This is a genomic window from Mycobacterium sp. ITM-2016-00316 (genome assembly GCF_002968335.2).
Lineage (GTDB): Bacteria > Actinomycetota > Actinomycetes > Mycobacteriales > Mycobacteriaceae > Mycobacterium.
In genome coordinates this window covers 5,884,466-5,905,268 of the sequence record NZ_CP134398.1, presented here as the reverse complement: position 1 = coordinate 5,905,268, position 20,803 = coordinate 5,884,466, and the positions used below count along the sequence as shown (strand labels likewise).

Below are 20,803 nucleotides of genomic sequence, written 5' to 3'. Positions count from 1 at the left end.
CCTTCTTTCCGGGGTCTGCGGGTGCGACTGTCGAGCGGTTGTCATCGCGTTGCTTCGATGGCGGCGGCCGCGTTGAGCACCTGAGTGCTGAGGGACCTGACCGCTGACGCGGTGAGTTCGCCGAAGGGCGCGGCGGTGATCGACATGACGACGGCCCCGTCGGGGTTGCGGATGGGCGCCGAGACGGTGGCGATGGCGACGGTCGTCTGGCTGTCGAGCTCGTCGGCCAGGTAGTCCACCACGGTCAGGTCGGCGAAGGCTTGCGCCAACCGGATCGTGATCGAGTCGCTCCCGGTGGGGGGTCCCATGGCGCGCAGGGCTGAATAGACGCTCACGTACTCGGGGGTCAGCCGTTCCAGGACGACGCCGCGGTCCCGCACCTCGGACAGCACCGCCGACAATCGGGCCCGTAGCGCACTGGAGGGCTCGCCGATGCCGTCGAGCCACCGCTGCTGATCGCCGGCGCCGGCCCAGGCCACGAAGTCTCGACCGAACGGGGCCACCAGGGGTAGCCGAAATCCGGGCTGCAGCGCCGGGCCGCGCGACGCGTCACCGGCGGCCTCGATGACGGCGATCGTGTCGGCCTCTCGACGGGCGACGAATACGGGAAGACGTGTGGCAGTGTGGAGTTCGCGCAGAACATGCTGAAAAGGGCGCTGGCCGGCGCTGCGGGTCAGAGCCAGGACGGCCGGCCCCAGCGAGTACCCGTTGGTGTTGTTATCGCGCACCGCCCACCGATGCTCGGTCAGGGTGGCGAGGATCGCGTGACAGGTCGGGCGGCTGATCTCCAGCGTGCGCGAGATCTCGGTCAATGACAATGCACCGGCGTTGTCGGTGGCCAGGAGTTCGACGATTCTGATCGCGCGTTCGGTGGGGGGCGAGGTCGCTTGACGGTCTGTGTCGTCACGGGATAGCGTCGGCCGCGTCATAATATCGAAGCGTACGTCGAATATTCGACGCTTTGCAAGTCTCGACGGGAGACGTTCATGGACACCGGTGTCTTGGAGTTCAACGACCTGGCCGCGCCACGGTTGACCGAGGTGCAGCGTCAGATCCTCGACTACACCGAGGCCCGACGGGTCGACCTCGACGTGGACCGGATGCTCGACGAGGCGGTCGCGCTGGCCGGTGCCGACGATCTCGGTGACCCCGGCGTCGCCGACCGCCTGCTCGCGTACGTGGCGGCGATCGAGGCGGACGACGGGCTGACGCAGCTGAGCAGGGGAACGCTGCGAGCGAGGGTGGTGCGACTGCTGCGCAACCGACTGTCCCTGACGGCACTGATCCGGCGCTATCCCGAGATCGAGGCGATCGAGATCGAGAAACCACTCATCGTCGTCGGGATGCCGCGGTCGGGCACCACGCATCTGGTGAACTTGCTGGCCGCCGACAGTCGGCGCCGGGCACTGCCCTACTGGGAGAGTCAGGAACCGCTGCCGCTGCCAGGTCGGGGACCCGACGTGTTCGGCGTCGATCCGCGCTACAGCGCGGCCAAGGCCGAACACGACGCCATGATGATGAGCACCCCCCACGTGGCGGCGATGCACGACCGCTTCCCCGAGGCCATCGAGGAAGAGGTCGAGATTCTCGATCTGGACTTCGCGGCCTACGTTCTGGAATGGCACGCCCGCGTGCCCGGGTGGCGCGACTTCTACCTGCACCTCGACCAGAGGGTGCACTACGCCTACCTGAAAAAGGTGCTACAGGCCTTGACCTTTCTGCGCGGGCCCCAGACCTGGGTCCTGAAGTCGCCGCAGCACTGCGAACAACTCGGGCCGCTCATGGCGACATTTCCCGACGCCACCGTGGCCTTCACTCACCGCGACCCGGTGGCGGTGATCCAATCCGCAATCACCATGATGGCGTATGCAGATCGTTTGCGTCGCAGGACCGTTGATCCTGAATGGCTGGTCGACTACTGGGCCGACCGGGTGCACCGGCTGTTGAGCGCGTGTGTGCGCGATCGGGAACTCGTGACGCCTGAGAGCAGTGTCGACGTCAGCTTCCACAACCTCAACGGACACGAACTCGACGTCATTGAGCAGCTGTACACCAAGGGTGGCGTGGAGTTGACGGCGCCGGTGCGCACGGCGCTGCGCGCGTACCTGGATGCCAATCCTCGGGGCAAGCACGGCTCGATCCGATACGACCTGCAGGGCCAATTCGGTGTCAGCCCGGACGAACTGCGGTCGCGGTTCGGGTTCTACTTCGATCGCTTCGATGTCCGGCCCGAACACGTGACCAGGAACTAGGAGTCGACGATGAACGCCAGCTCACACGACGATTTCGAACCCGTCTACCGCAGTCGACCGGGCGCCGACGCCCTCGCCCCCGCGACGGCACCCGCAGCCATCGGAATCGCGCCCGGCATTTGGGAATCCCCCGGCCTGTCCAATGCCTACCTGCTGACCACCTCCGATGGGCGGGTGATCGTCAACACCGGCATGGGCTTCGAAAGCCCGGTCCACCGAGCAAATTTCGATGCCGTCGACACCTCGCCGACGCGGTACATCATCCTCACCCAGGGGCACTACGACCACGTCGGCGGCGTGGACGTCATGCGTGACCCGGACACCGAGATCGTCGGCCAGGCCAACTGGCGGCAATGGCGCGACGACAACGAACGACTGGCGGTCTATCGATCCCACAAGAGTGCCTTCGCCTTCTCGGACACCCTCACTGCGGGCATCAGGGCCATCCAACGACGTTTCCCGGGACCACTGCCGGCGCAGGCCAGCCCCACCGTCGACGTCGAGGTCGATGACACCCGCACCCTGTCCGTGGGCGGCCGGCGGATCGAGCTCATTGCGACCCCCGGTGGGGAAACCACCGACTCGCTGGTCGTCTGGCTGCCCGAACAGTCGATCTGCCTCTGCGGCAACGTCTTCGGCCCGATCTTCGGTCACATCCCCAACTTGGTGACCATGCGTGGCGACCGCTACCGGGACGCACTGACCGTGATCTCCTCCATCGAACGGGTCCGAGACCTGCGCCCGGAAGTACTCATCACCGGACACTTCGACGCGATCACCGGCGCCGACCGCATCCATGCCGAACTCACCCGGCTTCGCGACGCCGTCGCCTACATTCACGATGAAACCGTTGCCGGCATGAACGCCGGCAAGGATGTTCAGACCCTGATGCGCGACATCGCGTTGCCACCGCACCTCGACGTCGGCCAGGGCTACGGCAAGGTCGCCTGGGACGTAAGGGCAATCTGGGAGAACTACACCGGCTGGTTCCACCACCGCTCCACCACTGAGCTGTACCCGCTCAGCCCCGCCGACGTTGCCGCCGACGTGGTCGAACTGGCCGGCGCCGACGCTCTTCTCGCGCGTGCGCAGGAACACCTTGCCGCGGGCCGCGCGGTGCGCGCGATCGCCCTGGTCGACAACGTGATCGCTGCGGTGCCCGACCACACGCAGGCCCGAGCGCTGCTGTGCGCGGCCCACGAAACACTTCTCGCCGACGCCACCAACTTCTGGGAACGGGCGTGGCTGACCAAACAGATCGAGGCACACCGATGACCGCTCATGTCACCTTCGATTTCACCGGCACCAACGTGCTGATCACCGGCGGCACAAGTGGCATCGGGTTGGCCACCGCGACATTGTTCCGGGACGCGGGGGCCGCCGTCGTCGTCACCGGAACCCGATCCGCCGCGGGGGAGTACGACGTCGACCTCTCCGGTATGCGGTATCACCCGTTGGCGTTGAGCGACGAGCAGTCCGTCGACGAGCTCGCGGCCGCCATCACCGAGCTGGACGTGCTGATCAACAACGGTGGTGCCAATTTTCCGAATGGACTCGACGAGTCCAAGCCTGACGGATTCGCGCTCTCGGTCGCGATGAACCTGACGGGAACCTATCGGCTCACCGTCGGGCTACGGCGGGTGCTGGCAGCGTCGAACCTGCCCGGCGGAGCCTGCGTCGTGAACGTGGCGTCGATGTCGGCGCTGCGCGCGGTGCCGCTGGTGCCGGGCTATTCGGCGGCGAAGGCCGGGATCATCAACGTCACCCGCAACCTCGCGGTCACCTGGGCGCCCCAGGGGATCCGGGTCAACGCGATCGCGCCGGGCACCATCGATACGCCGATGATGGCCCCGGCCAAGACGGTGCCCGACATCATCTCGGCCGAATTGGCGCACATCCCACTCGGACGGCTGGGCACCGTCGACGAGGTCGCACCGACCATCGCCTTCCTGTGTACCGAGCAGAGCGCCTATACCAGCGGTGCGGTCTTCGTCGTCGACGCCGCATCCGACTGCGTCTAACAGAGAGAAACGGACACTCACCGATGACACTGCCGCTCAAGGTTTCTGATCTCTACCACACCGGAATCGTCGTCTCGGACCTCGACGCTGAGATGGCGCGTCTCGGCGAGCTGGCCGGCTACCGCTGGACCAAGCCCATGAGCAACGACGTCACCGTCCGCATCGGGGCCGACGTCAGGCGGGTGGAGATGTCGTTCGTCTACTCGTTGCAGGCGCCGCACATCGAGTTGATCCAGGCTGTGCCCGGCACACCCTGGGTGAGTGCGCCCGGCAACGCCGTGCACCACCTGGGGTACTTCACCGATAATTTTTCCGAAACCGCGGATGCGCTGCAACGCAGCGGCTTTGAGCTGGAGGTCACGGCAGACTCGCCGTCGTCACAGCCCTCATTGTTCGCCTACTTCATCGATGCGGCCGGCATCCGCATCGAGATCGTCGATCGCACCGTCGTCGGTGACTGGGCGACGTTCCTACAACTACTCAGCAACTAGGGAGCCCGGCCATGGCCCTTGCGGTACTGCGCTTCAACTTCGCATCGCCCGGTGGCGATCCAAAGGTTCGCGGCACGCTGATCTCCTCGGCGTTGGAACTGGCCGAGTGGGGAGATTCCCGCGGCGTCTCGGTGGTGAGCGTGGACGAGCATCACGTGACCGGGCACGGCTGGAGTTGCAATCCGATCATGGCAGCGTCGATGTTCCTGGCACGGACCACCACGATGATCGCCAGCGTGGACTGCGCGTTGGGTCCGCTGTGGAATCCGGTCCGCCTCGCCGAGGACATCGCCCTGGTCGACGCGGCCAGCGGCGGCCGGCTGCACACCACATTGGGCGTGGGCTATCGACGCGTCGAGTACGAAGCTCTCGGTGTCGATTTCGACCGCCGTGGTGAACTCATGGACGAGCTGCTCGAAACGATGCTGAGCGTGTGGCACGAGGGCTCGCCGGGCGGCTCAGCGACCAGGACGCGGCCGCATCCTCCGCTGTACGTCGGCGGTGCGGTGCGTGCCACGGCGCGGCGCGCGGCGAGATTCGGACTGCCGTTGAGCCTGCCCGATCACCGGCCGGACCTGGCCTCGTACTACACCGAGCTCTGCAGGTCGGCCGGGATGCGCCCGCTGGTCATCATGCCGCCACCGGTGGTGCGTGGGATGATCTACCTGCACCCCGATCCAGACCAAGCCTGGGCCGAGTTCGGCGAGCACATCCTGTGGGAAGCCGTCACCTATGGACAATGGGCCGACGGCATAGCCCGATCCCACATGCACCTGCCCGGCGTGCAGACCCTCGAGGACGTGCGCGCCTCCGGTCGGTACCGCGTGATGACGCCCGAGCAGCTCGTCGATGAGATCAGTCAGACCCCAGACTTCGGACCGATTATGCTGCACCCCTTGGTGGGCGGCATGCCCGTGGAGCATGCCTGGCAGTCTGTGCAACTGCTCACCGATGCGGTGCTGCCAAGACTGGCCGCGATCGAAGCAGCCCAATCCGCGCCATGACGGAACTGCCGCTCGTTCACTCCATCGGCTCGGGCGTGAAGGTGACATCGACATCGCCCACGGTCATCGTCACCTGACCTTCCATCACCATCACCTGCGCCGAGACCCGTCGATCCACGGTCTGGGCCAGCTGCTGCACCGGCGCATGCGGTATCTGCACCACCGACAGGTTTGGTAGCCCCGCCACCTTGGGTCCCACGGTGCGCCACCAGGTGGCCGCGCCGGCGGCGAACGGGAACAGCAGCACCTGATCGGCCTGGCCGGCCGCCTTGCCCAAGGCGCGTTCATCAGGTTGGCCGACGTTGATCCACTCCACGATGCGGCCCGTGTAGTCGGCGAGCCGCAGGTCCGGGACCCCCGGGGTGGACAGGCCGGCCCCGAACGCCAACTCGCCGTCGACGTCGCTGAGCCGGTGTGCGCGCAGCCCAAACGCCAACAAGCGCACCACCATCCGCTCATCGGTCTCACTGGGATGACGGGCCACGGTCAGTGTGTGATCGGCGTAGTAACCGTGATCGACATCGGAGACGCCAAGTTCGACTTTGAACACTGTTGCAGAAAGGGCCACGTCATAGTGTCCACCCTGGTGGCGTTTCCCGAGCAATCAGGCCGCCCGACGCGGCCACGGCTTGGGCAGAAGACCGAACTCAGCCTTCCGTCTGGTTCACCACATTGAGCCCCAGAGATGGTGCAGCGCGGCTGAAGATCAGCAGCGCTCTGGCCAGACCGATGACGATCTCATCGCGGCCCTTGTCCAACCCGGCCATCGTGGCTTCGACGAAGGCGTCGAGTTCCATTGCGCGCGGGGGGATGCGGTCGAGATGTCGATGCAGGTCAGTCACGACGACGGGTGGGATCAACTCGACGATCTGGACGTTGGAACCTCTGAGTTGCCGCCGCAGAGCGATGGTGAAGCTGTGCACCGCGGCCTTGGTCGACGAGTAGACAGGCGCTGCGGCGAGCGGGACGTAGCCCAGCCCGGAGCCGACGTTGACCAGCCGAGCGCGGGGCTGCGCCCGCAGAATCGGCAGGAAGGCGTTGGCGACGTAGATCACGCCCTTGAGGTTGACGTCGACCTCGCGCCCAAGCTCGGCTGCATCGAGCTGAACCGACCCGGCGAAGTCGAACAGATGTTGAATGCCCGCATTGCTGATGACCGTCGTCAAGTTGGGCCACCGCTGACCCACACGCTCGGCGAGAGCCGCGACCTGCGCGGGATCGGCCACGTCGACGACTTCGGCTTCCATGCCGGGGTGCCGCGCGGCCACCGCCTCGACGCGCTCACGCCGGTGTCCAGCGATGATCACCTGGTGCCCGCGCGAATGGAGGGCGCCGGCGAGACCGGCACCGATGCCAGAGCCGCCACCGGTGATGAGCACGACCTCCGACGCGCTCACGCCTCGCGTCCTCGCGCGAGGTAGGTGTGCCCGTCGTCGCATCGTGCTCCTTTGATCGTTGCAGCGCGGCTTGGATTCACTATGCCCGCAGGGGCGGCTGATGGTCACGTCCACTCCTGGCTGTGCCACCTCCACGAGCTGTCGCGCAGGAAGTCGGCAAGGCCGCGAGGGGGCCTGCCCAGTAAGTCCTCGACATCGGTGGTGATCGGTTGGTTTCGTCCCAGCCGCGTCAGGGTGTACACCGCGGACATGAACCCGACGGTGTCCCAGCCGACGCCGCGGCGACGCAGGCGCCGCGCGAACTTGATCAGGTTGGGGTTGGTGTAGCGCACCGGGTAGCCGAGGACGTCGGTGAGTTGTTCCGCGACATCGGTCATGCTGAGCGCTTCTGGCCCGGTGAGGTGGTGAACGACATTGCGGTGCTGGTCTGGCTGTTGCAGGGCGAGCGCTGCGACGGCGGCTGCGTCGCGGGCGTCGATGAACGTCGTAAGACCCTGTCCCGCAGGGATGAACCGCTCACCATGCTCGAGGATGTCCACGCCGTGGGTGGAGATGGCGCGGTGCAAATTCTGCATGAAGAAGCTGCACCGCAGCACCGTGTAATTCAAGCCGCCGGTCCGCAGCGCCGCTTCGACCTGGTAGTGCGGGATGAAGCGGACGCGGTCGGCGCCGAACACCGACAGGTAGACGACGTGTCGAACTCCGGCGGATTCCGCAGCGGCCAGGAACGGCACGAGGGCTCGGCGCGCTGCCTTGTTGCCCGGCAAGGGAAAGAGCAGGAAGAGGGAGGTGACGTCGGCGAGGGCGTGGGACCACGTGGAGCGGTCGAAGAAGTCGAATGCCACTATCTCGGCCGTCAGATCTGGTCGCTGAGCCCGGAGATCGTTGGAGTGCCTGCCGACCACCCGCCACGGCCCGGCGCGCCCTTTATCGAGTAGGTCAACCAACTCGGCGCCAACATGGCCGGTGGGACCCGTAACCAGCAACATGGGCTCTGTCTACCAGGAGTCGCGGGACGAACCGATTGGCCCGACGAGCGGCCGGTCCGTCGGTGTCACGCCTCGCATTGTTCTCAAGTCCCGTCATGATGGGTATTCGGCGCTCAACCGGGCGTGGATCGACGGGGTCTCGTCCTGGTCGTGCGTGACGAACAGACGAGGCGTGATGGCCAGACGGACAGTGCGGGTACCGTTCGCGCGGACGGTGCCTTCTACTGGTGGGCGTGGAGGGCGGCGTGATCGATCCGAGCGGACTGCGGATGGGGACCGCCGCCGGCCGGTGGGTACTGCTTGCCACTGTGCTCGGGTCCGGCATCGTGATGATCGACAGCACCGTGGTGAACGTGGCGTTGCCGCACATCGGCGCCGACCTGGGTGCCGGCTTCGGTGGTCTGCAATGGGTCATCAACGCCTACACGCTGACGCTGGCGGCGCTGATCCTGCTCGGCGGTTCACTCGGCGACCACTTCGGCCGCCGGCGAGTATTCGTGATCGGAGTGGTGTGGTTCGCGGTCGCCTCGGCGGCCTGTGGCGTGGCGCCGAACGTCGAGACACTGATTGCCGCCAGGGCGTTGCAGGGGGTGGGCGGCGCGCTGCTCACCCCGGGCAGCCTGGCCTTGATCTCGGCGTCGTTCCGTGGCGTCGACCGCGCCGCAGCGATCGGCGCGTGGTCAGGCCTGGGTGGGCTGGCCGGTGCGGTGGGTCCGTTTGTGGGCGGCTTCCTTGTCGAGTGGAGCTGGCGGGCAGTGTTTCTCATCAATCTGCCGCTGGCCGCCGCGGTCGTCGTAGTCACCGTCCTACGGGTGCCCGAGAGTCGCGATCATCAGTCACCGCCGGGTCTGGATATCAGCGGCACGGTCCTGGCCGCGCTGGGCCTCGGCGCGCTGACGTTCGGTCTGACCAGCCTGGGCAGTTCGGGTGTCACGGCGAGCGGGTTCGTGGCGGTCGGCGCCGGGCTGCTGGCGCTGGGTGTGTTCGTCGTGGTGGAGCAACGTTCCCCGCATCCGTTGATGCCACCATCACTGTTCAGCGACAACAGTTTTCGTGTGGCGAACGCCATGACTTTGCTGATCTACGGGGCACTGGGAGTGGTCTTCCTGGTTCTGGTCTTGCAGCTGCAGACCGTTGCCGGATTCAGTCCCGTCGCGGCCGGCGCTGCCCTGCTCCCGGTAACGGCAATCATGCTGGTGTTCTCCTCCCGCGCCGGTGCACTTGCCAGCCGGATCGGGGCGCGACTGCCCATGACCCTGGGTCCACTACTGGCGGCGGCCGGACTTTTGCTGATGCTGCGTATCGGCCCGGAGGCGTCATGGCCGGCTGACGTCCTCCCCGCTGCGCTGGTGTTCGGTGCCGGCCTCGCCCTGGTCGTGGCACCACTGACTGCCGCCGTTCTCGACTCCGCACCGGATCGCCTGGCGGGAGCAGCATCCGGAGTCAACAATGCTGTCGCCCGAACCGGAGGACTGCTGGCCGTGGCCGTCCTACCGGGCATAGCGGGTATCGGCGGCACCGACTACGCCGATCCCGCTGCGTTCGACGCCGGCTTCCGCACCACCATCGTGATCGCCGCGGCCCTACTGCTGGGCGCTGGCATTCTCGCCGGAATCGGGATCAGGTCCCGCCACGCCGTCGTGGGCTCGGGAGATCGCATGCGCGTCGAAGAGCGCGTTCATTGCCAGATCAACGGCCCTGCGCCATGTCCTGACGCGTCGAGCCCGCCTGATCGGGTGTAGCGACGTCATGCGGTGTTCTCAACAAGCCGTCGCCGTCGCCGTACGCACGCAGAACCGAAGGAACGAAAGGCGTGGGTCTGATGGGCGTGCCGTGGGCAGATTCGAGAATTGTTGGCGGTCGCGTCGATGGGCGGACTCATGGACGTCCTCAACGATCGCTGGCGGCCACGGTGACGTGTGGGTTGTTGCGGATGCCTAACTTTCCATGAGTCTCTGTTTCGATGATCACCATGAGCCGCTTCGTGCGAAGCCAGGCTCACAGCCTGAAGGTTCGGCGCAGCTGCTTGTCGAATATGCGGGTAGGAACCAGCCGACGCATCACGCTGAGCTGGCGTGCCTTGACCCCGGCGGGGTAGCGCAGCTTGGGCTTGGTGTCGGTGGCTGCGGCCACGATTGCCTCGGCGACGGTCGCGGGGTCATCGCCGCCGTTGACCTGCTCAGCCACCACCTGGTTGGCGAGATTTCGCTTTCGCGTGTACACCGCCAGCGGGGTATCCGGCGCGGTGGTGTTGTCGTCGAAACCGGTTCGAGTGCCTCCTGGCTCGACGAGCAGCACCCGGATGTTGTGATCCCGGACTTCGTGGTCGACGGATTCGGAGTAGCCCTCGACGGCATGCTTGGTCGCGCTGTACGCAGCCATGAACGGTGCCGGCATGAAACCGAAGATCGACGAGATGTTGATGATCCGCCCTCCTCCCTGTGCACGCATATGCGGCAGGACGGCGTTGGTCATCCGAATGACGCCGAAGACATTGATGTCGAAGAGTCTCTGTTGCTGGGCGATCGAGTTCTCCTCGGTGGCACCGGCGAGTCCCATACCGGCATTGTTGACCAGCACATCGATACGCCCGAACTGGGCGATCACGCCTTCGATCAGCGCGGCGACGGAGTCGTCGCTGGTGACGTCGAGGTCACGGAGTGTTATGCCCGGGCGGGAAGCTGATCCGCTTGTGTTGCGGCTTGTTCCGACGACATCGAATCCGGCGCCGACCAGACCGACGGCGGCGAACTTGCCGAGACCTGAGTTGGCGCCGGTGATCAGTGCGACGGGTCGTGATGATGGCATGTTGTTCGTTCCTATCGTCGTTTGCGGTCGAGTTTTGTCATTTCGCCCGTCCGGGGCTGTCGTGTTCCCGGTCGCGGATATTCTTGTTCGCCAACGAAGTTCGATGGTCCACGACGGACAGGGCCACGCCGGCGATCGCGGTGGTGACTCCGGCGGCGGCCAGCAGTGCCCACCCGGACTGGATGGAGGCGAGTTCGGTGGGGGAGTTCGCGATGTGCGTCCCGACCACGGTGACGACGAGTGCGATGCCCAGAACTGAGCCGACCTGCCGGGCGGTGTTGATCAGCGAAGAACCGGAGCCCCAGCGTGGCCCCGGCAGCGCGGACCCGACGACCGAGGACAGTGTGGGCAGGATCAACCCGACTCCCAGTCCGGTCAGCAGTTGACCCGGCAGCAGACCGTACAGGTAGTTCTCCGATGGTCCGAGCCGCCATAACCACCACAGGGAACCGGCCGTGAAGCTCAGCGCGCCCAGAGTGGCGACAGTTCCGACTCCCAGCCGTGCCGCAACCCGATTGGCCACCCGAGCCACGACCACGACGACAACCGGGCCTGCCGCGAGGCCGAGGCCTGCCGCTTGCGCCGACCAGCCCCAGGTCGAGGCAAGGTAGAGCACGTTGACCAGGAGCATGCCGGCGAATCCGCACGAGAACGCAAGCATCATCACCGTGGCAAGCGCAAACTGGGGAACGCGCAGGACGGCGAGGTCCAGCGCGGGTACGGGGTGGCGGCGCGAGCGGATCACGACGGCGGCCATACCCAGCACTGACAGGGTGAGCGAGGCGAACACTACGGTTGCGGTCCAACCTCGTTCGGGAACTTCAACCAACGCGTAGGCCAATGATCCGACGCCGAGGACGAGAAAGGCGGCACCGAGCAGATCGGGTCTTCCGATCGGCGCGTTATCGACTTCACGCAGGATGCGCGCCGCGGCCACCACGGTGACGATGCCGATGGGAACGTTGACCAGGAACACCCACTGCCAGCCCGCCGCAACGAGGACTCCGCCCAGCGGTGGACCGAGTGCGGCCGCGACCGCTCCCACCGACGCCCAGGTTCCGACCGCACTGGCGCGCCGTTCCGCCGGCCAGGCGTTGAGCAGCAACGATAATGAGGTCGGTGTGACCAGTGCCGCCCCGACGCCCTGCACCACCCTGGCGGCGACCAAAGCCCACAGGCTGGGCGCCAGTGCGCATGCCGCCGAGGCGATGGTGAAGATCGCCAACCCGATGAGGAACACCCGACGATGGCCGTAGCGGTCGGCGAGGCGGCCGGCCAGCGCCAGCACCGCAGCGAAGACCACGGTGTAGCCGTTGAGGACCCAGGACATCTGACCGAAGTCGGAGTCCGTGAAGTCGGCGCTGATGGCGGGGAAGGCGATGTTGACGATGAACAGGTCGAGGGTCGCCAGGAAAGCCGCCGATGAGGTGATGACCAGGACGGCGCCCGGTCGAGCAGTAGCGGTGGTCATGCCGTGAGGTCTCCTGAGCTGTCGGCCACACCCCCTCTGGCTGTGCTTTTGTCTAGTCAGAGTCTATGCCCCTGGCTTTACTGAAGGCAAGTCAGCTGGCACCATGCAGACATGACCTCGATAACGCTCACCGGTCGGCTCAGCGACCGCGATGCCTGGTCGGCGGATGGCTGCTCCGTCGCGGCGGCTCTGGACGTGGTCGGGCGCCGGGCCAGTCTGCTGCTGCTTCGAGAGGCGTTTTACGGTGCGCGCCGGTTCGAGGAATTCTCACGCCGCGCCAAGCTCAGCGAGAAGATCACCGCCACCCGGTTGAAGGAACTCGTGGACGAGGGGCTTCTGGAGAAGCGGCCTTACCACGATCCCGGCCAGCGCCGCAGGGAGGCTTACCATCTCACCGACAAGGGGCAGGATCTGCTGCCGGCCCTGCTGGCCCTGATGCGATGGGGGGACCGTTGGGTCCGCGCCGACGGTGGTCGGGTGAAGTTGACGCACTCCGCGTGTGGGGCGCCGATCGATGTTGACATCCATTGCAGTGCTGGACATTCTGTCTCGGCGGAAGACATCGAGGCCGGGCCGGCTTAAAGTTCGAGGACCAGCCGATCACCACGCGCGCGGGAGACACAGATCATCATCCTGTCGCCCGCGGCGCGTTCCGTGGCGTTGAGGATCGAGTCGCGATGGTCGATCACTCCCGACAGCACCGTGGCCTCGCAGGTGCCGCATACACCCGCTTCGCACGACGACATCATCGGCACCCCAACGTCTTCGACGGCGTGGAGAATCGACATGTCGGCGGGAACGGTGACCGTCTGGCCGGACAGCGCAAGCTCGACCTCGAACGCGGCGTCTTCGTCGGTGCCCTCGCTCTTCCTCGGTGCGAACCGCTCCAGGTGTAGGGCTCCTTCCGGCCACTGTGCACTGGCGGATTCGACCGCGTCGAGCAACGGCTCCGGACCGCAGCAGTACACCGCTGTCCGCCGCTTCGGGCGGCCGAGCAGTGACTTCAGGTCCAGGTGTCCGTACTCGTCCTGCGGGCGTATCTCCACGCGCTTGCCGTAGGTGCTCTGCAGCTCATCGCGGAACGCCATCGATGTCCGTGTGCGTCCCCCGTAGACCAGGCGCCAGTCGGCACCTTTCGCGTGAGCGGCTGCCACCATCGGCAGGATCGGGGTGATACCGATTCCATCGGCAATGAAGAGATAGCGCTTCGACGGCACGAGCTCGAAGTTGTTGCGCGGACCGCGAATGTGGATCTTCTGCCCTTCGACCAGTTCGTCGTGCACATGCCGTGATCCACCACGGCTGTTTGGTGCGCGCAGCACCGAAACCTGCAGGCTGGACCGGTCGCTGGGGTCTCCACATAGCGAGTACTGCCTGACCAGGTTGTCGCCCAGCATCAGGTCGATGTGGGCGCCGGGGTGCCATTTGGGGGCCGGCCGTCCCAGCGGGTCACGCAATGTGAGCCTTACGACGTCCTCGGCGACGACGGACTTCTTCTCCAGCACGAGTTCGTGCTCGGTGTCGACAAAGAACATGTTCATGTCCCGCTGTATCTCCTCGCTTGCGGTCGGCTCAGGGCTTTGTCTAGGTGGGGAAGCAGCGCGCGAAAATGCGGAGAAGCAACGGGGACCCTTTGATCTTGATGCGTCGAGTCACCAGTGCCCATGGCATCGAGGCCTGCTTGTTCAAGAAACGGATCCAGGTGTCCGAGTCGGCGGTGACATGGATATCGGGTTTGCCGTGATGTCCCTCGGCCACGTCGAGTTTCCGGTCGCGAATCGTCACGGTGATCTTGCGCTGCTCGGATCCGGTGAAAGTGAAGTGGTACAGCACGGAGACGTCTTTGGCCTGCCCGCGTTGGAAGATGATCGGCAGGCCTTCGACCAGCCCATCGATGCTCGTGGCCCGCAAGGTCTGGCCGACGTGTCGTACCGTTTTGTGCGGATAGCGCCTCGTCACGAACTCTTCGGCATCGGATCCCTCGATGACGTACACGGGTTCCTCTTTTGCCTGCAGGGGACGCACCACGTCGGTCAGGTGCTTCTTGCGATCGTCGAGCCACGGCCCGAGCACGTCCTCGCCGGCGGGACACACCGACATGCAATACGCCGCCTTGTAATTGGCGCCGAAGGACAAGCTTTGCCACATGGACGCCGACTCGTTTGCGGTGACTTTCGAACGGAAGTCGCCTGCGTCCTTGCTGTCGGCGACGTCCTCGATGAAGTCGGTGAAGCCGCCCATGAATTCGCGGTAGTTGTGGCTGTAGCAGGCGGAGAAGTCGAAGTGTCCGTCGGCGGCGATCGCCCCGGTGGGGCAGGCGGTGACGCAGAGTTTGCATTCCAGGCACGGGTTGTAGTTGATCGGTTCGGAGTAGTCGCTGACCTCCGCGTCGATCAGCACGGTGCCGAGCAGGATGAAGTTCCCGAACTTCGGGTGGATGACATTGCGGTGTACGCCCATTTTGCCCAGACCTGCAGCCACCGCAACCGGCTTGTGGCTGACCACCCATGTCTTGCGGGGAAAGTTGTTCATCTCCATGGGAAATCCCATGGAGGGGTTGATCGCGCGTACACCCGCCGCCTCCAGCTTGCCCGCCACGCTGCGACCGACGTCGTCTGAATGGTCACCGGTGTGATGAAACTCCAGATTGGCCACCGATCGGGCCGGTGTGCGAATGTTCTCCCGGTTCATCCGGCACACATAGCTGATCAGCACCTTGACACCCGGTAGCGCCGCCGTGAGATCGGCCCTCTGGTCGGCGATTTCGGGGCGGTCGATGTGGACAAACCCCACATCGTCGGCGCCCGCGTCGAGAACCAATTGACGCAACCAGGACTCGTCCAACGGCTGAGCAGGAGTGGCTTCGTCACCGCGTTGCCGCACCGCGATCACATTCGGATGGTCTTCGAGCTTGTTCGGTTTGGCCACAAGGCCTCCTTCGTCGCTATGCCCGTGCTGCGGGACCAGGAGCGCTCAAGGCTCAGTCCCGACTTCGATACTGATGATCTACTCACTAGACAAGAAACTCAAGTGGTAAGTTTATAAGTAAGTCTATAAAGACGTGTTGATCACTCGGTGGATGCGACTCACGCCCACGAGGTGGCGCGCGTATGATCGGTCTGTGTCAATGTCAAAGACCTATCGTCAGAACTGCCCTGTCGCACTGGGTTTGGACACCCTCGGCGAGCGATGGACACTGCTCATCCTGCGCGAGCTGATGGGCGGCGCGCGTCGTTACAGTGATCTGCGTTCCGAGCTGCCAGGAATCGCCACAAACTTACTGGCGGACAGGCTTCGTGCCTTGGAGGACGCCGGTCTGGTCTCCCGCGCCGATCTGCCGGCACCGATCGCGCGGACGGTCTACGCACTCAGCGACCTCGGCTGGCGCAAGGTCGTCCCCGTGGTGAAGGCCATCGCCGACTTCGGGATGGATCAGTTCGATCGGGATGACTCGGAGTGGACGCCGTTGACCGGATTCCTGACTGGATTGCTCCTGGGGTTCGACTCGGCTGGTGCCAGCGGCCTTCACGCCTCGTATCGCCTGGACATCGATGGTCGCATCTTCGAATTTTTGGTCGACCACGGGCGTTTGGCCGGCGGTGACGGTGCTCCCGACGTCGACGTGACCGCGACGGCGGCTGACCTCATTACGGCCCGGCTGGCGCCATCTGCGCCGCGACGTAGGTCCGCGATCAAGCGCATGCGGTTTGAAGGAGACGATAGGGCTGTTGCCGATCTGCGGCGAGCCTTTCAGCTATCCCTGTGAGATAACAACTTCGGTGCTCGTTCAAGTTGTCCAGAGTCCGATCAAGGTCGCGGGCGGCGAAACTGTCGCCGCTCGTTCGCGATGCCCGTCAGTGTGAGTATCTGCCGGCGACGCGGGTCAGGATGTCGATGACGGCGGCAATGGACGGGCGGGTGGCGGTGCCGGTGCGGGTGATCGCTTCGACGTGGCGCGCCACATTGATGCCATCGACGGGCTTGCGGATGAGTTGACGCACCGTGGGTGCGTAGCGGGGGAGTAGCGCAATGCCGACCCCGGAGAGCACGAGCTCCTCGACGACGCGAAAGTCATTGATGCGTTGAATGATCCGGGGCTGCACTCCGGAGATGGTGGCCAGTGAACGCATCACGTCGTCGACCATGCGCCCGATCTCGACGCTGATCCAGGGGCAGTGTGCGAGCTCGTGCAAGGCGATCGACTCGTTGGCGGCCAGATGGTGGTCCGGCCGTAGCAGTAGGTCCAGCGGTTCGCGCAGCAGAAAGGTCGAGGTGTACCTGGGGCCCCAGGTTGTGGTGTCGCGTTCGTCGCGGTCGATGACGACGACATCGTGATCGACGAGGAGTTCGGTTGTGCGAGCGGCGGAGTGGTCGATATCGTGGGCTATAACCTCGACCCCGATTGCGGATGCCTCGGCGATGAGCCCGGGGAGGAGCATCGCCGCCGCAGAGGGCACGATCGCCACTCGCACGGCGCCTCGCGGGACGGTCCGGAAGGACTCCATCTCGGCGTGTGCACGGTCCAGCGCGGCGAGGATCTCATCGGCGCGCGCCACGAGCGCCTGGCCTGCTTCGGTGAGGCGTATGCGCCGGCCGTGGGGTTCGAGCAACTCCACTCCGGCCTCTCGCTGAAGTCGCTTGAGCTGCTGGGATACCGCCGAGGGTGTCAGGGACAGCGCGGCGGCTGTGGACTGCACGGTGCCGTGTGCGGCGAAGTCGCGCAACAGGCGCAGGCGTTCCACATCCATGAAGTGAACTCTAAACAATTCGTCAACAATGTGTTGCTTGTGTGAACAGTGCTGGTCCACCCATGCTTGCAGCGTTCGACGAGAGCAGCAGCGCGTGTGAAAGGAGACTCGTTGTCATGGGTGTAGTGCTGATCAGCGTTGCGGCGCTGCTGTGGGCGTGGGCGATCGGCGAGGTGATGTCCCTGGACGACCAGCATCTGCCGGCCAGTGAAAAAGGGACGTGGTTGGCGGCAGTCATGGTGCTACCGGTGGTGGGTGCGCTGGCATGGCTGCTGATCGGCCGGCGTGCAACGCAGACGAGTCGGACTGCGGACCAGCCGACTGGCATCGATTACGGCCCCTCTGTGTCCCGCGCGAGGCTGCGGGGCCGGGGTGATCACCGCCTCCGGAACTGCTAGGCGATCAGTCCGCCGTTCAACGGGCCGATATGGCCCGGATCTCCCCGTCGCAGGCAGCGTTGGACCGGTAATGTCGGATGCCGATGCCGGAAAGTCGCCGACCGTGACGATGCCTCCGCCTGGGGTGTCTAGCGGCGCCGGCTGGCTCGCCCACGGCTTTCACATCGACGTCCACTCGCACACCGATGGTCAACTCGTGTACCCGGCCTCCGGGGTCTTGTCCACCACCACCGGGCGCGGCACCTGGGTCGCGCCGGCCAACCGGGTGACATGGACGCCACCGGGTTTCGAGCACTCCCATCGCTTCTACGGACGCACCGATGTCCGGCTGGTCGTCATTCCGGCGGAGCTGTGCGGCGCGCTCGTGGCGCACCCCGGCGTGTTCGCGGTGAATCCCTTACTGCGAGAAGCGCTGCTGGCGCTGAGCGAACGGCAAGACGCGACGTCCGGTGGCTACGAACGGCTGCGCGCGGTGGTGATCGACGAGCTCGCCGAGGCCCCCGATCAATCGCTGCACCTGCCCGAACCGCGCGATGACCGGCTGCGCGCCGTCACTGATCTGCTACGCGCCGATCCCGGCCAGAGCGCGACCCTGATCGAACTGGGTCGGACCGCCGGCGCGAGCGCGCGGACCCTGAGCCGGCTGTTCCATGACGAACTGGGGATGAGCTTTCACCGCTGGCGAACGGTCTTGCGCATTCACCATGCCTTGATCGACCTCACCAACGGCCTGTCCGTTACCGACACCGCGATGGCGTGTGGGTGGTCCAACCCGACGAGCTTCATCGAGGCTTTCACCGCCGTCGTGGGCCAGACCCCAGGTCGCTATCAGGCCGGTCTTCGCGTCAGTCAGTAACGGCACTTCTCGGCTCTCGCCCGATCTGGCGACTTTCCGGTATCAGATGTCCATTTGCCGGTTGGCGGCACAGCCGGCAGAGCCGACAGTGGAGGCACACGACACGGGGTGCGCCTTGGCCGCCTGATCTCGATCGATACCCGGAAGAGGTGGGGATGTATGCAATCAACCAAGAAGATCCTGGTGTGCGGCAGCGGCGTTGCCGGCCCCACGTGCGCCTACTGGCTGCACAAATACGGGTACTCCACCGTCATCGTGGAAAAGGCACCGGCTTTGCGGGACGGCGGTCAAAACGTCGACATCAAGGGCGCAGGTCAACACGTCATCGACATGATGTCACTCGCCGAAAAGATCGAAGCCAAAAACACTCAGGAATGCGGCCAGAAGTATCTCGACGCCGCCGGGCGTGTGGTCGCCGTTCTGCCCAAAGGCGCGCTGGGATCGCTGACGAATGATTTCGAGATCTTGCGAGGCGATTTCGCTCAGGTGCTCTTCGAATCGACAAAAGACGACTGTGAATACCGCTTCGGGAGGTTCATCACCGCGCTCGAAGAGAAGCAGGACGGCATCTCGGTCACCTTCGACAATGGCGAGGTCGAGGATTTTGAGCTGGTCATTTGCGCCGAGGGCATCCATTCCTCGACCCGAGACATGGTCATGGCCGGGCAAACTCGTTTCCGCTACCTCGGCGCCTATATGGCGTTCTTCAAGATCCCCCGACGCGTCGAGGACGATCGGTGGGCTTATTCGGTGAACGGCTTTGGCGGAACATTCATCACCCTGCGGCCGGGCAACGAGACAGAGACCACTGTCCTCGTCACTTTCCTCAGACGAGACCCCGGCATGAATGGGGACACGCCAGCAGCGCGAAAAGGCTTGCTGCGCCAAGCCCTTGAGGGCCGGGGCGCGATTGCTGATCGCATCACCGCGAATTTGCACACAGTCGACGACTTCTACTTTGGGCCGATGAGCCAAGTGCAAGCGTCCACGTGGTCACAGGGGCGGATTGTGCTGTTGGGCGATGCCGCTTTCTGCCCGACGCCGTTCACGGGGGCAGGCACGGCGTTGGCGCTGGTGGCGGCGTATGTGCTTGCCGGCGAGATCAAACGGAGCGACGATCACTCGCAAGCTTTTGCCGTCTATGAAAGGCTTGTGCGCCCGTATGTCGAAGCGTCGCAGAGCACGTTGAATCCACGCCGCATACGGCTGATGCACCCGACAAGCCGGTGTGGAATCAACCTCACACATCTGGCGCAGAGACTCATGGCGAGCAGTGCCGTGCAAAGCCAATTCAGGTCAAACGCCGCGAAGCGCGCACAAAAGATTGCCGATGATTTCCACTTTGCCGACTACTCGTGAGAACGAGCCCTCCCGGGCGGCAATAGCTGCGGTTGGCGTCGCGTTCACCGTAGCCCACATCGCGGCATGCCTTGCCGCCACGACGTTTTCGTGCGCGATCCTGCTACAGGAGACGGCAGGTCCTGAGGTAGCTGAGGAACGAGGCCTGTAGGCCGGTGATGTGTGTCTCGCGCAGGATCTCGCCGGTGACCGCTTCGCCCCGCGAAGTGAGGCGGTGAAGGACGGTGGCGGCATTCCTCGCGAGGCTTTGGTAGACGGCGAGGTCTCCGAGAAGTTCTCGTTCGTTGATGGTCACGTGAAGCTTGGCGTCGCGCTGGCTATCGCCCATGTCGTGGAGCTGGGCGAAGATCTGACTGTCTTCGGCGATGACGCCAGGGCTGCCCGCTCCGATGCTCTCGAAGAGCGTGGCGCCGGTGAGCCAGGCGTAGAGAGTGAAGAGTCCGCCGTAGGAGTAGCCGAAAAGGCCGTGACCGCTCGCGGCTGTGCCGTAGTCGCGTTCGATCCGCGGGTGCAGTTCCGCGGTGAGGAAGCTCAGGAATGCATCGGCGTGGGTGTCGCGTAGTTCGGCGAGGTAGGCGTCGGCTTCTTCGCGTGTCCGCATGCCCGCTTGCAGTCCCATCTCCACGGCATCGATGAGTTCCTTGGCGATGGGTTCGCCGGGTGGCACGAAGTCTCTGTTGCGCAGCCGATCCCAGTCCTGCGCTTCCTCGCCCGCGTAGCCGACACTGACTTGGATGTAGGGCTGGATCCGTTGCATGGGGTCCATCTGGGTGACGATGAGCGGAGCGGTCAGGCCCACAGCGAAGTTGCCGTCGAGGACATACACGACGGACGCCTGTGTCGTGGCGGGGTCGTATCCGGGTGGCGTCGTGACCCACACGCCGTAGTCATACCCACCGCTGGAACGCATCTCGAAGTAGTCGGTGCCGGCGAGACAGCCTTGCCACATGGAGCTCATCGAACGTCCTTTTCCATTGGTAAAGTCTTATCCAATGGATAAGCTGTGGGG

21 protein-coding genes are annotated in these 20,803 nt (G+C 65.0%); 11 read left to right on the top strand and 10 right to left on the bottom strand.

The window, feature by feature from the left end; genetic code table 11:
- Positions 1 to 41 precede the first annotated feature (41 nt).
- Positions 42 to 929 (bottom strand): IclR family transcriptional regulator, encoded by an 888-nt coding sequence (locus C6A86_RS28730; protein WP_105364274.1) that lies wholly within the window; start codon positions 927 to 929, stop codon positions 42 to 44.
- A gap of 57 nt (positions 930 to 986) precedes the next feature.
- Between C6A86_RS28730 and C6A86_RS28725 the strand changes: the two genes are divergently transcribed.
- The 5 genes from C6A86_RS28725 to C6A86_RS28705 are packed head-to-tail and all read left to right on the top strand — an operon-like array spanning position 987 to position 5,768.
- Complete coding sequence (locus tag C6A86_RS28725; RefSeq protein WP_105364273.1) at positions 987 to 2,252, top strand: sulfotransferase; 1,266 nt, start codon at positions 987 to 989, stop codon at positions 2,250 to 2,252.
- 9 nt (positions 2,253 to 2,261) lie between these two features.
- Positions 2,262 to 3,527 (top strand): alkyl sulfatase dimerization domain-containing protein, encoded by a 1,266-nt coding sequence (locus C6A86_RS28720; protein ID WP_105364272.1) that lies wholly within the window; start codon positions 2,262 to 2,264, stop codon positions 3,525 to 3,527.
- Positions 3,524 to 4,273, top strand: a complete 750-nt coding sequence (locus C6A86_RS28715; protein ID WP_105364271.1) for an SDR family NAD(P)-dependent oxidoreductase — start codon at positions 3,524 to 3,526, stop codon at positions 4,271 to 4,273. The genes C6A86_RS28720 and C6A86_RS28715 overlap by 4 nt, the downstream gene beginning before the upstream one ends.
- Positions 4,274 to 4,296: 23 nt before the next feature.
- Positions 4,297 to 4,764, top strand: coding sequence for a VOC family protein (locus tag C6A86_RS28710; protein ID WP_105364270.1), 468 nt, complete (start codon positions 4,297 to 4,299; stop codon positions 4,762 to 4,764).
- Positions 4,765 to 4,775: 11 nt separating this feature from the next.
- Entirely contained in the window at positions 4,776 to 5,768 is a 993-nt protein-coding gene (locus C6A86_RS28705; RefSeq protein WP_105364269.1) for an LLM class flavin-dependent oxidoreductase, read from the top strand.
- A gap of 16 nt (positions 5,769 to 5,784) precedes the next feature.
- Here the strand turns inward: C6A86_RS28705 and C6A86_RS28700 are convergent, their stop codons facing one another.
- From C6A86_RS28700 to C6A86_RS28690, 3 genes are all read right to left on the bottom strand, one after another.
- Complete coding sequence (locus C6A86_RS28700) at positions 5,785 to 6,336, bottom strand: YaeQ family protein (RefSeq protein ID WP_105364268.1); 552 nt, start codon at positions 6,334 to 6,336, stop codon at positions 5,785 to 5,787.
- 79 nt (positions 6,337 to 6,415) lie between these two features.
- Positions 6,416 to 7,147 carry an SDR family oxidoreductase gene (locus C6A86_RS28695; protein ID WP_158263284.1) on the bottom strand — a complete coding sequence of 244 codons (732 nt, stop codon included), beginning with the start codon at positions 7,145 to 7,147 and terminating at the stop codon, positions 6,416 to 6,418.
- A gap of 122 nt (positions 7,148 to 7,269) precedes the next feature.
- The gene (locus C6A86_RS28690; protein WP_105364266.1) at positions 7,270 to 8,154 is read right to left on the bottom strand and encodes an NmrA family NAD(P)-binding protein; all 885 of its coding nucleotides are present in this window, start codon (positions 8,152 to 8,154) and stop codon (positions 7,270 to 7,272) included.
- Between the two features lie 269 nt (positions 8,155 to 8,423).
- Between C6A86_RS28690 and C6A86_RS28685 the strand changes: the two genes are divergently transcribed.
- Positions 8,424 to 9,896 carry an MFS transporter gene (locus C6A86_RS28685; protein ID WP_105364284.1) on the top strand — a complete coding sequence of 491 codons (1,473 nt, stop codon included), beginning with the start codon at positions 8,424 to 8,426 and terminating at the stop codon, positions 9,894 to 9,896.
- A 256-nt stretch (positions 9,897 to 10,152) separates the two neighbouring features.
- Here C6A86_RS28685 and C6A86_RS28680 read toward each other — a convergent pair whose 3' ends face one another.
- Entirely contained in the window at positions 10,153 to 10,962 is an 810-nt protein-coding gene (locus C6A86_RS28680; RefSeq protein ID WP_105364265.1) for an oxidoreductase, read from the bottom strand.
- Between the two features lie 37 nt (positions 10,963 to 10,999).
- Positions 11,000 to 12,433, bottom strand: coding sequence for a DHA2 family efflux MFS transporter permease subunit (locus tag C6A86_RS28675; protein ID WP_105364264.1), 1,434 nt, complete (start codon positions 12,431 to 12,433; stop codon positions 11,000 to 11,002).
- Positions 12,434 to 12,544: 111 nt separating this feature from the next.
- On the opposite strand from C6A86_RS28675, the gene C6A86_RS28670 reads away from it, so the two are divergent.
- Entirely contained in the window at positions 12,545 to 13,015 is a 471-nt protein-coding gene (locus C6A86_RS28670) for a helix-turn-helix domain-containing protein (RefSeq protein WP_105364263.1), read from the top strand.
- On the opposite strand, the gene C6A86_RS28665 is transcribed toward C6A86_RS28670, so the two are convergent.
- Positions 13,012 to 13,968, bottom strand: a complete 957-nt coding sequence (locus tag C6A86_RS28665; RefSeq protein WP_199196263.1) for a PDR/VanB family oxidoreductase — start codon at positions 13,966 to 13,968, stop codon at positions 13,012 to 13,014. The genes C6A86_RS28670 and C6A86_RS28665 overlap by 4 nt on opposite strands.
- Positions 13,969 to 14,017: 49 nt before the next feature.
- Positions 14,018 to 15,361, bottom strand: coding sequence for an SCP2 sterol-binding domain-containing protein (locus C6A86_RS28660; RefSeq protein ID WP_105364261.1), 1,344 nt, complete (start codon positions 15,359 to 15,361; stop codon positions 14,018 to 14,020).
- Between the two features lie 199 nt (positions 15,362 to 15,560).
- Between C6A86_RS28660 and C6A86_RS28655 the strand changes: the two genes are divergently transcribed.
- The gene (locus C6A86_RS28655) at positions 15,561 to 16,199 is read left to right on the top strand and encodes a helix-turn-helix domain-containing protein (RefSeq protein WP_105364260.1); all 639 of its coding nucleotides are present in this window, start codon (positions 15,561 to 15,563) and stop codon (positions 16,197 to 16,199) included.
- 88 nt (positions 16,200 to 16,287) lie between these two features.
- Here C6A86_RS28655 and C6A86_RS28650 read toward each other — a convergent pair whose 3' ends face one another.
- Positions 16,288 to 17,181, bottom strand: coding sequence for a LysR family transcriptional regulator (locus tag C6A86_RS28650; RefSeq protein ID WP_105364259.1), 894 nt, complete (start codon positions 17,179 to 17,181; stop codon positions 16,288 to 16,290).
- A gap of 116 nt (positions 17,182 to 17,297) precedes the next feature.
- Here C6A86_RS28650 and C6A86_RS28645 point away from each other — a divergent pair, with 116 nt between their 5' ends.
- The 3 genes from C6A86_RS28645 (at position 17,298) to C6A86_RS28635 (ending at position 19,794) form a co-directional block, all read left to right on the top strand.
- The gene (locus C6A86_RS28645) at positions 17,298 to 17,579 is read left to right on the top strand and encodes a PLD nuclease N-terminal domain-containing protein (RefSeq protein ID WP_158263283.1); all 282 of its coding nucleotides are present in this window, start codon (positions 17,298 to 17,300) and stop codon (positions 17,577 to 17,579) included.
- 70 nt (positions 17,580 to 17,649) lie between these two features.
- Positions 17,650 to 18,435, top strand: a complete 786-nt coding sequence (locus tag C6A86_RS28640; RefSeq protein ID WP_311100969.1) for a helix-turn-helix transcriptional regulator — start codon at positions 17,650 to 17,652, stop codon at positions 18,433 to 18,435.
- A gap of 159 nt (positions 18,436 to 18,594) precedes the next feature.
- Complete coding sequence (locus C6A86_RS28635) at positions 18,595 to 19,794, top strand: FAD-dependent monooxygenase (protein ID WP_105362622.1); 1,200 nt, start codon at positions 18,595 to 18,597, stop codon at positions 19,792 to 19,794.
- Between the two features lie 103 nt (positions 19,795 to 19,897).
- Here C6A86_RS28635 and C6A86_RS28630 read toward each other — a convergent pair whose 3' ends face one another.
- Positions 19,898 to 20,752, bottom strand: coding sequence for an alpha/beta hydrolase (locus tag C6A86_RS28630; RefSeq protein ID WP_105362623.1), 855 nt, complete (start codon positions 20,750 to 20,752; stop codon positions 19,898 to 19,900).
- Positions 20,753 to 20,803 lie beyond the last annotated feature (51 nt).